Origin of the sequence: Hirschia litorea, assembly GCF_042665075.1 — a bacterium.
Classification (GTDB): domain Bacteria; phylum Pseudomonadota; class Alphaproteobacteria; order Caulobacterales; family Hyphomonadaceae; genus Hirschia; species Hirschia litorea.
In genome coordinates this window covers 718,052-732,381 of record NZ_JBHTBR010000005.1, presented here as the reverse complement: position 1 = coordinate 732,381, position 14,330 = coordinate 718,052, and the positions used below count along the sequence as shown (strand labels likewise).

Here is a 14,330-nt window from a genome sequence, read left to right as displayed (position 1 = left end):
GCCCTATAGGTGGACTTTGAATCAGGCAGGATCAAGGATTTTTAGCTAGATTAACTGATCTAAGCCAATTTTTTCGTAAGCGTTGGCGCACGCCATTGATGCACAAAAACTTCAAACTCATGCGCAGGCAAAGGTGGAGAAAAGAAATATCCTTGGCCAATCGTACATGCCCGTCGACGCAAAAATTCATAGTGTTCTTGAGTTTCTACACCTTCAGCAACTGTCTCCTGCCCTAAAGCTTCAGCCATGGCGAGTATCATCTCTATGATAGCTGGCGCATGCGGATCAGTGCCGTGCGCACGTACGAATTGCTGATCGATTTTAAACACATCAAATGGTAAACGAGTTACCGTCGCGAAATTGGAGTGTCCCGTACCAAAATCATCAATCGCAAAACGGACTCCGCGCGCGCGCAACGGCCTCATTATCTTCGCAACACGTTCTGGATTATCAACTGCAGCTGTTTCTGTGAGCTCTAACTCAAGGCATTCGGGTGGTAATCCAGACTCTTCCAATATCGCATTTACAACATCTATAAAGTTCGGGTCTTCAAACTGTAGCGGTGACACATTCACTGCAAGTCTAGGTTTATGCCCTTTGAAATCCCATTTGGCCGCTTGAATGCAGGAATCTCGTAAAATCAATGCGCCCAATTGTGGTATAAGACCCATTTCTTCTGCTTTAGGAACAAATACACCTGGAGATACCACTGCCCCATCAGGACGCCGCCAACGTGCTAAAGCCTCCGCCCCTACAACAATTCCAGTCTCTAATTCGATTTTTGGCTGATAAACGGGGACGAACTCGTGGTTTTCAATTCCTCGACGGATATCGTCCTCAAGAGTAAGGTTTCGTTGAGCCGACTCCAGCATGGTGGAATCGTAAAACCGCAATCCTGAAAATTTGTTCTCTTTTGATGTCTTTAAGGAAAAATCTACTTGCTTCATTAATTCAATAGCATTTGTGGCATCTAGCGGCGAGGATGCAGCTGCAAACGCTGCAGTAAGCTCTACTAAGCGTCCATCAAGAGTAAAAGGTTTGTATAGTTGGAAGCGCAAAAGCTCCACCATTTTCTCTACTACCTTTTGGGAAGCATAGGGGATAACTATCGCATATGTATCAGCAGATAATCGACTGAGAATACTTGGTGATTTATTGGAAATGTCCTCACCGCGTAAAACAAAATCAGCTTCCTTTAAATAGGCTTTCAACCTTGCGCCGACCATCACCAGCAACTCATCTGCGAGTATAGGACCAAACTTATCATTTATGCGGCTAAATTTATCCAAATCTATTACAACGACAGTAACAGCCCGTTCACCAGCGGTGAGAATGTAAGTCTCTGTTTTCTTAAGAAATTGCGCCCTATTCACTAAGCCGGTCAAAGGATCAGAAATCGACATCTTATATGATTTGCGAATGACAGCATCATATCGGCTTGTCATATCTTTTACGGCACCGCCCAAATCAGGAGACAGGGCCATCGCTGATTCAGCTATATCATCACCCTGTCCCGGTCGGATGGAACGCATACCTTCTGCAAGCGCGTCAATAGGAACAAGGTAATGTCGAATTGTCCGATAAGTTAAAAGACCTAACAGCCCAGCTACCGTCAAGATCACTATCGAACACACGACTAAATTGATAATTGATGATGGAAACCCAGCAACAAATACCTCAAAAACCAGCACGCTAATTCCTGCAACTATAGATGCAAGGACGCTAACGATAGTTAATCGAAGTGACAGGTTTATGTGTTTTTGGCTATCGGAAGATTTCGCCGTCATCACTTCTCGCTTTATAAATGCTCTTAAAAGTGCTTTTTAGCCTTCTAAAAACTATGTGTGTGCACCACATATTCAGAATATTAGTCTAACTCATCTGTTAAGCTATGAATTAGGTGTAATAACTTTATTAACGATAACCGGAGTTTTAGATGTCGGATAGTCTAAGACGTGCTGAAAAATCACGCGAAACCAAAGAAACGCAAATTAGCGTCAAAGTTGATATGGATGGGACCGGAAAGTCTAAAGTCTCAACTGGGATCGGTTTTTTTGATCATATGTTAGAAAGTTTCGCGAAGCACTCTGCGATTGATCTGGATATAAAGTGTAAGGGTGATTTGCACATAGACATGCACCACACAATGGAAGATGTGGGCATTGTGCTGGGTGGCGCAATTAAAGATGCACTCACAAAAAAAACAGGTGGTTTTACGGGGATAAATCGCTTCGGACATGCCTATATTCCCATGGATGAAACACTAGCGCGTGCGAGTGTTGATCTTTGTAACAGACCTTACCTTGTCTGGCGCGTAGAATTTAACCGCGATAAAGTGGGCGATGTAGACACTGAACTTTTCAAAGAATTTTTCCACGCGTTTGCAATGAGTTGTGGGGCTTGTTTACACGTTGAATGCCTTTACGGAGTCAACACACACCATATAGCGGAGGCATGTTTTAAAAGCCTAGCGCGCGCTATGCGGATGGCAAGTGAGCATGATGATCGCCTTGCAGGTCAGGCTGCATCTACGAAAGGTAGCTTGTAGGATATAAATTCCTATTATTCTGCGTGACAGATACAATACTGTCACGCTAGAACGCGATTATGAAAACTCTAGCACTTATAGATTACGGCTCTGGCAATATTAGATCAGCATCCCGCGCTTTAGCTCAAGCAGCTAAGCTCGCTGAGATAGATTTACGCCTTCAAATCACATGTGATCCTGAAATTATTGCAAATTCTGACGCGATATTCCTTCCTGGTGTGGGTCATTTTAGTGATTGTATGAAAGAACTAAATGCCCGTGACGGTGTCGTTGAAGTATTAAGAACCAAAGTTTTGCAGGGTGATAAGCCTTTTATGGGCATTTGTGTTGGTATGCAGCTCCTTGCCAGCTTAGGCCGTGAAGATGGTCAGACCCCCGGCTTGTCCTTCCTTGCTGGGAGTGTGGACAAGCTCTGCCCTAGCGATGCTTCGCTTGCGATCCCGCACATGGGGTGGAATGAAATTCAGCACATCAATCACGCTCTTTTTCATGATCTTGGGCAACAGCCACACCTTTATTTCACGCACTCATATGCGTTCACGCCCGAGGATAAGTCCGTTATTGCAGCGACAGCAGACTATGGTGGCGCGTTCACGGCAGCAGTTGTGAAAGACAATATTTTCGGCACACAATTTCACCCTGAGAAAAGTCAAACCACAGGTCAAAAATTGCTCGCCAACTTTTTAAAATGGAAGCCTTAAACCCTATGGAGTTATTTCCAGCTATCGACCTGAAAGACGGTGCATGTGTTCGCCTTATAAAAGGTGACATGAAACAATCCACACAATTCAATGATGACCCCGCAGACCAAGCCGCAAAATTTGCAGCTATGGGATTTGGTAATTTACACGTGGTTGATCTAAACGGTGCTTTTGATGGTCGCTCAACTAATGAAGAGGCCGTAAAAGCAATTTTATCTGCAACGCAAGTACCTGTTCAATTGGGTGGCGGCATTAGAGATATTGCTGGCATAGAGCGTTGGCTAAAAGCTGGTATTTCACGTGTTATTCTGGGTACTGCTGCTGTAAGGGATCCTGAGTTTGTGAAAACTGCTGCAAAGGCCTTTCCTAACCAAGTTGCGGTCGGAATTGATGCAATCGGAGGCATGGTTGCAGTAGAAGGCTGGGCCGAAACAACAGACATGGCTGCAGTTGATTTAGCGCGAAAATTTGAAGATTCTGGAGTCTGCGCCATAATCGCAACTGATATTGGCCGCGACGGAACGAAAACAGGCGTAAATGTAGAGTTCACAGGCCAATTAGCCGATGCTGTGAATATCCCTATTATCGCTTCAGGTGGTGTCAGAGACGTAAAAGACATCACACTACTCCGTACACGGACTGGTGCTAATTCAGTATACGGAACAATACTTGGTCGCGCTTTATATGACGGTGATATTATTCCTGAAGAAGCTGTAAAGGCAGCCAAAGACTAGCTCTCATTTCTCCCTACAATTCAGCGTGTTAACTTTACAATGCAATCACTAGATGCATTGTAAACAAAACTATTGTTTAAGGGGAGCAATTCAATGTCGCATTTTCGTCGAATTTCAGGTGTTTTTTTGGCACTCATTTTGAGTACTAGCGCTAGCGCTCAGGATAAATCACCGCCGCCACCCTTGGAAACATATGGTAAGCTTCCGATCATTAGATCCATGTCCATTTCGCCTAGCGGCAACAAAGTTGGATACCTAAAAAGCCAAGACAATGAGGAAGCCTTTTTTGTACTCAACGTAAACGACCTAACTTCTACTGGAGTAAATACAACAGCAGTAAAGGCACGTGGCGTTGATTTTATAAATGATCAGTACGCTGCCCTAACCGCTTCGGAAACAACTAGACTATTTGGATTCCAAGGAAAAATAGAGTTCGGAGCTTCTTTTTCTTTCGATACTCGCAAAAATAAAGTTGTTCAGCTATTACGCCGAGATAAAACACTTTATCCTGGTCAAAGTGGGTTAGGTAGGATCGTTGGCTTCGTTCCCTCAAAAGAACGTCTTTTAATGCCAGCCTACATAGGTGACAGATATTCTGAAAGAATCCCCTACAACTTGTTGTCTGTGGACCCCAAAACCGGAAAAGCATCTAAATTTGAACGTGGAACATCCCATACGATTGATTGGTTCGTTAACGAAGAAGGGCTTATCCTCGCACGAGAAGATCTTGATGAAAAATCCAATGTTTATTCCATACATACAAAGCGAAACGGTAATTGGGAAAAAGTTTATGAAGTTGAGAACTCTCCGCTCCGTCCCTTCGCTCTTGTTGGTGTAAAGTCAGACGAATCTGCACTCTTGATTATTACAGGTGTTAAAGATGGTACAGGAGAAGCTCTTCGCGAACTTCGCTGGGATGGTAGCATTTCACCGCCAATCCTCGCGAAAGAAAATGCCGAAATAGACGGTGTTTTATCTGACTCAAACAACAAAATATTTGGAGTAAGATATTCGGGAATGCGCCCGAGTTATGCATTTTTTGATGAAACGATAAATGAGTCTGTTCAAGAGCTTTTAGGCAATTACGAAGAGTATTCTTTAAGTATCGAGTCTTGGTCAAAAGATTGGTCAAAGATCATCTTAAAAATAATGGGTGGGAAGGAAGTGGGTGACTTTTATCTGTACAATAATGCAGATAAGTCTCTTAAAAAATTAGGCAATTCTCGTATTATTCCGGCTGAATGGGTCGCTGAATCAATAACCATCGAATATCCAGCTAGAGATGGTACGAATATTCCTGCAGTGCTCACATGGCCTGCCGATCCAAATTTGAAAACAAATATTCCTACAATTATTCTACCTCATGGTGGTCCCGAATCCTACGATCAATTAAGTTTTGATTGGCTAGCTCAGTATTTTGCGAGTCGAGGATATCTGGTTTTGCAACCCAACTTTAGAGGTTCTTCTGGATTTGGGTGGAATTTTAAGAAGCAAGGCCGTGGAGAATGGGGCGGTCTCATGCAAGATGATGTGACAGATGGCTTGAAAGCTCTAATTAATTCAGGGTTCACTGATCCCGATAAAGTTTGCATTGTTGGTGCAAGTTATGGCGGTTATTCTGCTTTAGCAGGGGGTGCATTTACGTCTGAATTATATAAATGCGTTATTGCTATCGCGCCGGTATCGGATCTACCTCGCGTACTCAAGACAGAGAAGAATGAGCATTCGAGCTCAAGTTCTATAGTTGAATATTGGACCCGTGTGATTGGGGATAGAAGAATAGATAAACAGAAGCTAGAGAACGTTTCACCGGTTAATCATGCTGATAAATTCAAAGCACCTGTACTGCTTATTCATGGCAAAGACGACACCGTAGTAAATATTGATCAAAGTGTGGTTATGCAGAAAGCTTTGAAAAAGGCTGACAAAAGTGTTGAGTTGATCAAACTTAAAGGAGGCGATCACTGGCTATCAACGAATGAAACTCGGTTAGACACTTTAATTGCAATTGATAAATTCATCAAAACACATAATCCAACAGATTAGACCTATCGCTCAATAATTATGAAGAACTAGGTTGAGCAATTTTGTTTTCAGGCTTGCTCAGCACCCTTCTCCCGCGTAAACCAGCGTCCATGTTAAAAAATCGCATTATTCCTTGTCTGGACGTTAAAGATGGTCGCACTGTTAAAGGTGTGAACTTTGTTGATCTTCGCGATGCAGGTGACCCTGTCGCCCTTGCTAAAGCTTATGATGAACAAGGAGCGGATGAACTCTGTTTTTTGGATATTACAGCGACGAGCGAAGGCCGTGGCTCGATGCTTGATGTGATTGAACGTACAGCTGATCAATGCTTTATGCCCGTAACTGTGGGCGGCGGTGTACGTTCTCCTGAAGATATGGTGACCTTGCTATCTGCTGGGGCTGATAAATGCGGCATAAATTCCGCTGCAGTTGCAGACCCTGACCTTGTAAAGGCATGTTCTTTGAAAGTTGGTGCGCAAGCCGTCGTTGTGGCTATTGATGCTCGGCGAGAAGGTGATAGCTGGGGCGTGTTCACACATGGTGGCCGCAAATCATCAGGACGCGATGCCATTGAATTTGCAAAACTTGTTGAATCTAAAGGCGCTGGAGAAATCCTTCTTACATCCATGGACCGTGATGGCACTAAAAGTGGATATGATATCGAACTACTGCAACGCATTACAGATGCCGTTAAAATACCTGTCATCGCATCTGGAGGCGCAGGCCATGTTGATCATTTAGCGCCCGCTATTATCCAAGGCGGCGCAAATGCAGTGTTGGCAGCTTCTATATTTCACTTTGGAGAAGCTACGATAGCTGATGCGCGACGCGCCCTAAACGCTGCGGGAGCTTATGTGCGTCCCCTTCCCCAAAAGGCTTGAATTGGACCTTATGATGAGCAAACTTTCGCCAACAGATAATCTATTTCAAGCGCTCACATATCTAGCTGATACAATAGATGCACGTGCTGAGGGACAAACGAATGATCAACCTTCTTACACTGCTAAATTATTAGCGGCCGGCCCTAGCAAATGCGCAAAAAAGTTTGGTGAAGAGGCCGTTGAGACAGTAATTGCGCTTACGTCAGAAACAAACGCGGATGTGGCGAATGAAACCGCCGACCTTTTATACCATTTATTTGTGGCGTTGCGTTCGCGCGGTGTAAGTCTTGAGGATGTAGGACATGCGCTTGCAAAACGTCAGGGCATGTCTGGGATAATTGAAAAAGAAAATCGTCCAAAGGATTGATTTTACTTTTTTAGCGTTGCTGACCAAATTTTCTCAAAAAGACATAATATGCCCCTGCTCCACCATGTTTTTGATGGGCTAAAGCATAAGAAGATACGTGAGCACGGATGTCGGGTTCATCCAACCAACTCAACAACCGTCTCTTAATGACGCCTGTACCGAGTTTTCCTTTACCTGTGATGACAAGTACGCATTTTGCGCCATCATTGCGGTGGTGCATTAAAAATGCACTCAAAGCGGATCTGGCGGCTATTTGCGTGAAACCATGAAGGTCAATACTAGCATCAACTGCGGTCTGACCTCGCCTTACGCGTCTATCTTTCTCCCGGTTTAATAACGGAGTATCCGGTATAGAATCAGGTTCAGGATTTAAAATTTTTCTTTGTAAGTCCGTTACTTGAGATTGTTTTTTTGGTGAGGTGGTTTTCGCTATACCTAATCTGAAACCAGGCGCATCTAAGTGAGAATGACTGGAAAGAAGTTTTGAAAAATCTTCCACTTCCACCTTAGATTTTACAGTTGTTTTTTTATTGGGAGTGACTGTTTTTGCTACTTTTTTCCATAACCGCATTTCAGCTTCAGAGATTGGTCTCTTAGCCATTTTCGCCTACAGCTTCTAAATGTTTGGCGGTCAAATCAGCAGCGATAGCTTTAGGCAGCAACACCCACATAGCAACATCATGATTCATGCTTGCTGCGCGTCCGCCTGCTTCATCACCCCAGCCAAAGAAGAGATCCCCCCTCAAGATGCCTTTGATTGCGCCACCTGTGTCCTGCGCGATCACTATGTTCTGGAAGGGTGCGCCTTTCCAGTCCCCTGCGTGCTGGGGAATAGTAGTGTCTAAGAATATGGGTGTGCCATAGGGATGATATCGAGGATCTACTGCCATGGATGCCATTGGTGTTAATGGTACGCCTTGAGCACCATTTGGTCCTTTTGTTGGGTCCATAATTTCCTGTGGCGTAAACCAAACATAACGCGGATTAACATTCATAGCTTGTTGAGCACGCTCTGGGCCAACACGTTCCATCCAATTGAGAATTGAATTCATGCCTGCTTGATGTTTCTCAATCTCACCCGTGTCGATAAGGTGTTGTGCTATGGATACGAAAGGCTTGTGATTGTGTGCAGCAAATGCCGCTCTTAAAACCCGTCCATCTGGAAATTTCAAGCGACCAGATCCTTGGATCTGAAGATAGAAAACTTTGCCGGCTGGCGCATAGGCAATAGCTTTTTCTGGTGGGTCAATAATGTCAGCGCGGTCTGGATAAAGCTCTAATTCCTCACCAACGACCCTGCCCCAGATTTTCCCCTTGGTATATTTAGCTTCAAACTTTGTGGGTTCAGCCAGAACCAAATCATCAGGGATACCCGGTACTGATTTAGTGAAACCCGGTTCAGGCACATATTTTACATCAATCTCAGGTTCGAAATACCCTGTTAGGCGTGATGAATTTACGTCGGGTACAATCGATAAGGGTGTAAATAAGGTTTCAAATAGTGGTTGAAGGTTTTCAGGAACGGTTTCATTGCCAATTGCTTCGCAAACTGGCATCCAATCACCTACAGCGCCGCCATAGGGTGCGCGGCTGGAGATGAGCGTATCATCGCTTTTATTTGCCCAACGACCACATGATTCCAGAAGAGCTGAGCGAGCGGATATAAAATCAGTATCGCTCCAGCCCTTCATCTCCGCAAAAGAGGCTGGAACCATTGTAAATCCAGCATCAACCGGCACTTCTACCGGTTGGGCAGGACCTGTAATAACTGTTGTTGCAACAGGTGTTTGAGGGCCAGTAGGCATAGTCGATGTGGAACTACACCCATAGGCAGTAACGGCAAAAACTGAAAGAAAGCCCCCTAAGAGGCTTCTGAAACGCCCGCGAGAAGCCAAGCCGGATTCGATTCTTTGAGAGCGCGTTCGAAGGTCCATATTTCTTTCGCCGTTCTAAGGTTTTCACCGTCACTTAACTGAGCTTCAAAAGATACAGATACTTGACCGATTGAGCCATCAATAATTTCAGCATCTGCTATCTCAGCAGATTTTAGGCGCATTAAGCGAAGCGGTTCTGCACCACTTTCTTCACGTGCATCAATTGCGGAAACATAAGCTTCATAAACATCATCGACCAACAAGTTGGACAATGTTTTTTTGTCACCTTCAGCAAACGCTTCAACAATCATTTCATATGCTTTTTTTGATTTGCGCACGAAATCTGTCGGCGTGAATAAACGGTCCATGCGAGAAATTTCTTCCATCGCAGCAGCACCTGGACCGGTAAAAGCCGGACGGATGCTAGACACATCTGCATTGTCTTCACCAGAGACACGATTCTTCGCGGCTTCACGGATGACGGAGGGAGGCGGTTCAGCACCTGTTTTCTTTCCCAGTACAATGTACAAACGGGACAACACAAAAACAGCAACTGCAGCAAATATTATTAATTCTATATCTATCATGACGCTTCTTATAATATATCAGGCTTCTTCCTGCCATTATATAGTGCGACATGGAAGCCCTTAAAACCTATTCTAACAACCCTTATGCTTGTTTGAACAGTAAGGTCATGTTAGGCGGCACACAGTTCCCCGTATCAAACGGATGTATAGATATGAATGACACGCCCACACCAGAAGGCCAACCTGTAAAAGATCCAGCACAGACAAGTGTTGAATCAGGACCATCAATTAGCGTTCTTGCGCAATATATTAAGGACTTATCCTTTGAAAACCCAAACCCGCTAAGTGCGGGTGCTGGTCAAAATGCACCAGCCATAGAGCTTGGCATTGATGTCAAAGCTGACCCTCAGCCACAACAGCCAGGTGTTTTTGAAGTAAACCTACGTTTATCAGCGCAAGCCAAGCGTGAAGATAAAGTCGTATTCATTGCTGAACTTGTTTATGCAGGTCTCTTTGAACTTAAAAATGCTCAACAAAATGATGTCGAGCCTTTATTGCTTATCGAATGCCCGCGCCTTCTTTTCCCATTTGCACGCCGCGTTATGGCAGAAGTCACACGCGAAGGTGGATATCCACCATTGCTAATAGATCCTATTGATTTCATAGGTTTATACCGTGCTCAACGCCAACAAGCTGCTGCTGCAGCGGCTGGACAGAACGCAGGTGAGACACCTCCTTCAGAGCAAGCTTAGCTTGTAAGTTTTGAAGATAAAAAAGGGGCGAGAGTTATGAAACTCTCGCCCCTTTTTTGCATGAGGTAATAAATAAAACTCAAGAAAAATATTGCTTCCATTTAGGTGCATCACCCAATGTATCTACAAACTTCAAATGCGCCTCGTTTTCCTCTGCTGTTATAAGCGACGGGAGTTTATTTGGACGCTGAGGAAGCGGAATTCTTTTCACTTGTTTTTTTGTTTCTTCATCTACTTCATCTTCAAAAACAAAGGAGTGTTCGCGTCCACCCTGCAATTCCAAATAAACCGCCGCCAGCAATTGGGAGTCGACAACCGCCGTGTGAACGTCACGACTTGCTAGTGAAATATCAAACCGCTTACACAGCGCATCCAGAGTTGCTGAAGCACCTGGATATTTATTTTTGGCGATGGCGAGCGTATCGACAAATCTATCTTTTGATAATTCGGGTAGGCCTATACGCCGGAATTCTTCATTGATAAATCCACGGTCAAATTCTGCATTGTGAGCGACTAAAGGCGCATCGCCAATGAAATCTAAAAATTCTTGATGCACTGAAGGGTCACTAAATACAGGCTTACCAGCCAACATTTTATCGGTAATACCAGTAATACGTACGGTATCGGCACTAACCGCACGTTCAGGATATATAAGGCGGTGAAATTCTCGGCCGGTGGGCAAAAGATTTACGATTTCCACGGCACCGAGTTCGATAATTCGATCGCCCTCTTTTGCGTTTAGTCCTGTCGTTTCAGTATCAAAGCAAATCTCACGCATATCAATTCACCACGTTCTTGGTGTTTAGGTCTGTCAGCTTTTTAATAATAAGATTGACCTCTTTCTGGGCCGCCTCAATACCTAAACTTGTATCAATAATAAAATCAGCTCGTGAACGCTTTTCAGTATCTGGCATTTGTTTCTTCAAGATCGACTTAAATTTTTCTTCAGTCATACCTTTGCGTTCTAACACGCGTTTCAGCTGCACCTCCTGAGGCGCAGTGACAACTAGAACTTTATCAACAAAAGTCTCTGACCCAGTTTCAAACAAGAGTGGGACATCAAATACGATTAATGGCGATTTTGCTGATTTATGTTTACTTACAAACGCCTGACGCGTCTTAAACACTAAAGGATGGACAATTGCTTCTAGTCGTTTCATTGCAGCATCGTCTTTTAAGACAATAAGGCCAAGTTTTGTACGATCAATACCACCCGCTTCATTGGTTACATTGGGAAAATCAGCCGAGATTAATTTGGTAGCCTCGCCCTCTGGTCCATATAAAGCATGCACACTTGCATCAGAATCATACACTGGAATACCTGCATCTTTAAACATGTTAGCCGTTGTCGACTTACCCATGCCAATAGAGCCAGTAAGACCAAGAATAATCATCTAATTCACTTTCTGAAGGCACATGCGAAATGCTGAATTCACGTCCGGCATGTCACCATGCCACATTTGATAAGCCAATGCGGCTTGCTCGACTAACATGCGTAAACCATCTTGAGTCTTCCAGCCATTGAAACTGGCTTTAGCCAAAACAGGTTTTGGCGCTTGGCCGTACGATAAATCATAAAACAGACGATTTTGTCCTTGAGGAAATTCCAAATTCGTCGCGATGCCAGCTTTCAAGCTTGTCGCATTGATGACGATTTCTGACGTTTTCATCTTCTCCGCCAAAAGAGACAATCCACACGCATTAGCTTGAGGGGCGAGTTCTGAAATAAGAGATTGCGCTTTTTCAACCGTACGATTTGCAATCGTAAGATCTGCTCCTTGTTTATTCAGAATATATGCGACAGCGCGGGCTGCACCACCGGCACCAATTAGCAAAATTCTTTTGTCTTTTAGGTTCGTTTCTTCAAGGCATTCAAGCAGTGCATTTAGAAAGCCAACGGCATCCGTGTTTTCTGCTTGCCATCCCTCAGGTGTCGCTTTCAATGTATTTGCGACACCAATTATTTTAGCCGTTTCACTTACCGAATAGGCTGCCTGAATAGCCGATTCTTTATAGGGCATTGTTATATTCAGTCCCTTCACACCAAAACGGTATAGGGTTTGAATATCTGTTTTGGCGCTATTCGTCTGTAAATGAAACTTATTATAGTACGCGTCAATCTCAGCTGATTTTATCCACCTATTATGGATATCAGGAGAAAGGGACTGAGCGATCGGGTCTCCTATTACGCCATAGACTTGCGTGTTAGATATAGCGTTCACTGTGTTAGGTCTCCGCGAGATTGGAGCCAATTTAGCAATTGGATGAGGGGTAAACCTAAAACGGAGAAATAGTCACCCTCTATTTTAGAAAACAATTGAGCACCATGAGATTCAAGACGGTATGCTCCAACGGTTGTGAGAGCTAACTCCCCTTCAGTTTGGAGATACTGATCGAGAAAACCTTCCGAAAAATCACGCATAGTAAGTTTAGGGCGCGTAGCTGCTCTCCAAATTGGTTGTCCATTTTCGCATGCAACCAAAGCAGTTTCTAGCGTGTGGGTTTTACCGCGCATCTTTAGTAGGTTTTCACGCGCTTCTTCCATGGTTTTAGGTTTATCAAATTGCACACCTTCTAAATCAAGCATTTGATCTGCGCCCAAAACAATACCTGGATGTTTCATAGATATTTTAATTGCTTTCATTTCAGCAAGTGCTTCTGCTTGACGTTTGGTTGTTTCACCATCCGCACGCATAGCTGCTTTAATAGCGTCTTCATCCACGAGAGAGGAAACTTGATCAAATTCTAAACCCGCTCCTCGCATAAGATCACCACGCGATTTACTCTGAGATGCCAAGATAAGAGCAGATTTCGTCACGTATATAGCCTTTTTAATCTAACTTATTGATTTAGTCGCATTTTTTAATGTTTTGGAACTAATTACGACGACTTTCTGAAATAGTGTTTAAAATCGCTGCGGCAGTTTCTTCAACAGACCGACGAGAAACATCTATTGTTTTCCACTTCATCCTCGCGAATAATCTATTCGCCCAAGTCAGTTCTTCCCGAACAGATTCTTCGGATGCATAGGCAGTATTTGGATCTTCTTTGATAGAAATTAAACGTTGTCTGCGAATTTCAACCAAACGCTTTGGCGAAATTTTGAGTGCAATGACTAATGGTGCATCAGGCCCGAGCAAAATTTCAGGCGGATCTACACCGGGTACTAACGGCACATTTGCTGCTTTTATACCTCTATTTCCTAAATACACGCATGTAGGCGTTTTAGATGTTCTGCTCACGCCAACCAACGCAACGTCTGCGTCACCTAAATCATCTACGCCCTGCCCATCATCGTGCGCTAGCGTATAATTTAAAGCTTCAATTCGTGCAAAATAGCCAGAATCGAGCATATATTGGCCAGCAACAGATCTATTTGATCTTAAACCAAGATAACGACTAAGCACATCCACCGCTGGATCTATAACCGGCAACACTGGCGTATGTGTTTGTGCACACCAATCTTCGAGAGTTTTCCGCAAGCCCTCATCTGAAATCGTGTACAATACTACACCTGGCGCACCTTCAATTTCACGTAAAGCACGATCAAGCTGACGCTGTGATCTCACAAGGTAATAATTATGTTCCAGCGGAGAAACATCTTCAAACTGTGCACAAGCTGCGCGCATCACTGCATTCAGAGTTTCACCTGTCGAATCTGATAACAGGTGGACGTTGAAATATATGTCCATTAAGTTTCGGCTAGGCCGTCCTCTACTGGTTTTACCCCATTTAAATCAGGGTATTACTGGGTCATACCCAGTTTTCCCCAGTGATCTGTGGAAAAACTGTTAGGTTTAGAATTTGGTTAACTTTACTAACCTTTATCCACAATTCTATCTACAAGTACAAAAATGGGTGAAAATTTTTAGATTCTTTTCACCGGAATCCTTAAATTTGGACTCGACTCTAAATTAACCC

Annotated in this window: 16 protein-coding genes; 7 read left to right on the top strand and 9 right to left on the bottom strand. The window is 43.9% G+C overall.

The window, feature by feature from the left end:
* Positions 1-59 precede the first annotated feature (59 nt).
* Positions 60-1,787, bottom strand: a complete 1,728-nt coding sequence (locus ACFQS8_RS12080; protein ID WP_382167729.1) for a putative bifunctional diguanylate cyclase/phosphodiesterase — start codon at positions 1,785-1,787, stop codon at positions 60-62.
* 149 nt (positions 1,788-1,936) lie between these two features.
* Here ACFQS8_RS12080 and hisB point away from each other — a divergent pair, with 149 nt between their 5' ends.
* From hisB to hisE, 6 genes are all read left to right on the top strand, one after another.
* Positions 1,937-2,548, top strand: coding sequence for an imidazoleglycerol-phosphate dehydratase HisB (hisB, locus tag ACFQS8_RS12075; protein WP_382167727.1), 612 nt, complete (start codon positions 1,937-1,939; stop codon positions 2,546-2,548).
* A gap of 59 nt (positions 2,549-2,607) precedes the next feature.
* Positions 2,608-3,249 (top strand): imidazole glycerol phosphate synthase subunit HisH, encoded by a 642-nt coding sequence (gene hisH, locus ACFQS8_RS12070; RefSeq protein ID WP_382167725.1) that lies wholly within the window; start codon positions 2,608-2,610, stop codon positions 3,247-3,249.
* A gap of 5 nt (positions 3,250-3,254) precedes the next feature.
* Positions 3,255-3,983: a 1-(5-phosphoribosyl)-5-[(5-phosphoribosylamino)methylideneamino]imidazole-4-carboxamide isomerase gene (gene hisA / locus ACFQS8_RS12065; protein WP_382167724.1), complete on the top strand. Its 729-nt coding sequence runs from the start codon at positions 3,255-3,257 to the stop codon at positions 3,981-3,983.
* A gap of 93 nt (positions 3,984-4,076) precedes the next feature.
* Complete coding sequence (locus ACFQS8_RS12060; RefSeq protein WP_382167722.1) at positions 4,077-6,029, top strand: alpha/beta hydrolase family protein; 1,953 nt, start codon at positions 4,077-4,079, stop codon at positions 6,027-6,029.
* 89 nt (positions 6,030-6,118) lie between these two features.
* Positions 6,119-6,889 (top strand): imidazole glycerol phosphate synthase subunit HisF, encoded by a 771-nt coding sequence (gene hisF, locus ACFQS8_RS12055; protein ID WP_382167720.1) that lies wholly within the window; start codon positions 6,119-6,121, stop codon positions 6,887-6,889.
* Positions 6,890-6,902: 13 nt separating this feature from the next.
* Complete coding sequence (hisE, locus tag ACFQS8_RS12050) at positions 6,903-7,256, top strand: phosphoribosyl-ATP diphosphatase (RefSeq protein ID WP_382167718.1); 354 nt, start codon at positions 6,903-6,905, stop codon at positions 7,254-7,256.
* 10 nt (positions 7,257-7,266) lie between these two features.
* Here the strand turns inward: hisE and ACFQS8_RS12045 are convergent, their stop codons facing one another.
* The 3 genes from ACFQS8_RS12045 to ACFQS8_RS12035 are packed head-to-tail and all read right to left on the bottom strand — an operon-like array spanning position 7,267 to position 9,717.
* Positions 7,267-7,857 carry a Smr/MutS family protein gene (locus ACFQS8_RS12045; RefSeq protein ID WP_382167716.1) on the bottom strand — a complete coding sequence of 197 codons (591 nt, stop codon included), beginning with the start codon at positions 7,855-7,857 and terminating at the stop codon, positions 7,267-7,269.
* Positions 7,850-9,190, bottom strand: coding sequence for a murein transglycosylase A (gene mltA / locus ACFQS8_RS12040; protein ID WP_382167715.1), 1,341 nt, complete (start codon positions 9,188-9,190; stop codon positions 7,850-7,852). Before mltA ends, ACFQS8_RS12045 begins: the two co-directional genes overlap by 8 nt.
* Positions 9,118-9,717, bottom strand: coding sequence for a Tim44/TimA family putative adaptor protein (locus ACFQS8_RS12035; RefSeq protein ID WP_382167713.1), 600 nt, complete (start codon positions 9,715-9,717; stop codon positions 9,118-9,120). The genes mltA and ACFQS8_RS12035 overlap by 73 nt, the downstream gene beginning before the upstream one ends.
* Positions 9,718-9,869: 152 nt before the next feature.
* On the opposite strand from ACFQS8_RS12035, the gene secB reads away from it, so the two are divergent.
* Positions 9,870-10,409, top strand: coding sequence for a protein-export chaperone SecB (gene secB, locus ACFQS8_RS12030; RefSeq protein WP_382167711.1), 540 nt, complete (start codon positions 9,870-9,872; stop codon positions 10,407-10,409).
* Between the two features lie 79 nt (positions 10,410-10,488).
* On the opposite strand, the gene dnaQ is transcribed toward secB, so the two are convergent.
* From dnaQ to ACFQS8_RS12005, 5 genes are read right to left on the bottom strand one after another with little or no spacing between them, the layout of a single operon-like run.
* A complete protein-coding gene (dnaQ, locus tag ACFQS8_RS12025; RefSeq protein ID WP_382167710.1) occupies positions 10,489-11,187 on the bottom strand; it encodes a DNA polymerase III subunit epsilon in 699 nt (232 codons plus the stop codon).
* 1 nt (position 11,188) lies between these two features.
* On the bottom strand, positions 11,189-11,803 hold the full coding sequence (gene coaE, locus ACFQS8_RS12020; RefSeq protein WP_382167708.1) for a dephospho-CoA kinase: 615 nt from the start codon (positions 11,801-11,803) through the stop codon (positions 11,189-11,191).
* Positions 11,804-12,631, bottom strand: coding sequence for a shikimate dehydrogenase (gene aroE / locus ACFQS8_RS12015; protein ID WP_382167706.1), 828 nt, complete (start codon positions 12,629-12,631; stop codon positions 11,804-11,806).
* Positions 12,628-13,227, bottom strand: a complete 600-nt coding sequence (locus ACFQS8_RS12010; RefSeq protein WP_382167704.1) for a Maf family protein — start codon at positions 13,225-13,227, stop codon at positions 12,628-12,630. Before ACFQS8_RS12010 ends, aroE begins: the two co-directional genes overlap by 4 nt.
* 58 nt (positions 13,228-13,285) lie before the next feature.
* Positions 13,286-14,101, bottom strand: coding sequence for a pyruvate, water dikinase regulatory protein (locus tag ACFQS8_RS12005; protein WP_382167702.1), 816 nt, complete (start codon positions 14,099-14,101; stop codon positions 13,286-13,288).
* Positions 14,102-14,330: the final 229 nt, after the last annotated feature.

Excerpts from the sequence above, each read along its gene's own strand:
- ACFQS8_RS12080 (WP_382167729.1), bottom strand. The coding sequence starts at position 1,787 with ATGACGGCGAAATCTTCCGATAGCCAAAAACACATAAACCTGTCACTT.
- hisB (WP_382167727.1), top strand. The coding sequence starts at position 1,937 with ATGTCGGATAGTCTAAGACGTGCTGAAAAATCACGCGAAACCAAAGAA.
- hisH (WP_382167725.1), top strand. The coding sequence starts at position 2,608 with ATGAAAACTCTAGCACTTATAGATTACGGCTCTGGCAATATTAGATCA.
- hisA (WP_382167724.1), top strand. The coding sequence starts at position 3,255 with ATGGAGTTATTTCCAGCTATCGACCTGAAAGACGGTGCATGTGTTCGC.
- ACFQS8_RS12060 (WP_382167722.1), top strand. The coding sequence starts at position 4,077 with ATGTCGCATTTTCGTCGAATTTCAGGTGTTTTTTTGGCACTCATTTTG.
- hisF (WP_382167720.1), top strand. The coding sequence starts at position 6,119 with ATGTTAAAAAATCGCATTATTCCTTGTCTGGACGTTAAAGATGGTCGC.
- hisE (WP_382167718.1), top strand. The coding sequence starts at position 6,903 with ATGAGCAAACTTTCGCCAACAGATAATCTATTTCAAGCGCTCACATAT.
- ACFQS8_RS12045 (WP_382167716.1), bottom strand. The coding sequence starts at position 7,857 with ATGGCTAAGAGACCAATCTCTGAAGCTGAAATGCGGTTATGGAAAAAA.
- mltA (WP_382167715.1), bottom strand. The coding sequence starts at position 9,190 with ATGGACCTTCGAACGCGCTCTCAAAGAATCGAATCCGGCTTGGCTTCT.
- ACFQS8_RS12035 (WP_382167713.1), bottom strand. The coding sequence starts at position 9,717 with ATGATAGATATAGAATTAATAATATTTGCTGCAGTTGCTGTTTTTGTG.
- secB (WP_382167711.1), top strand. The coding sequence starts at position 9,870 with ATGAATGACACGCCCACACCAGAAGGCCAACCTGTAAAAGATCCAGCA.
- dnaQ (WP_382167710.1), bottom strand. The coding sequence starts at position 11,187 with ATGCGTGAGATTTGCTTTGATACTGAAACGACAGGACTAAACGCAAAA.
- coaE (WP_382167708.1), bottom strand. The coding sequence starts at position 11,803 with ATGATTATTCTTGGTCTTACTGGCTCTATTGGCATGGGTAAGTCGACA.
- ACFQS8_RS12005 (WP_382167702.1), bottom strand. The coding sequence starts at position 14,101 with ATGGACATATATTTCAACGTCCACCTGTTATCAGATTCGACAGGTGAA.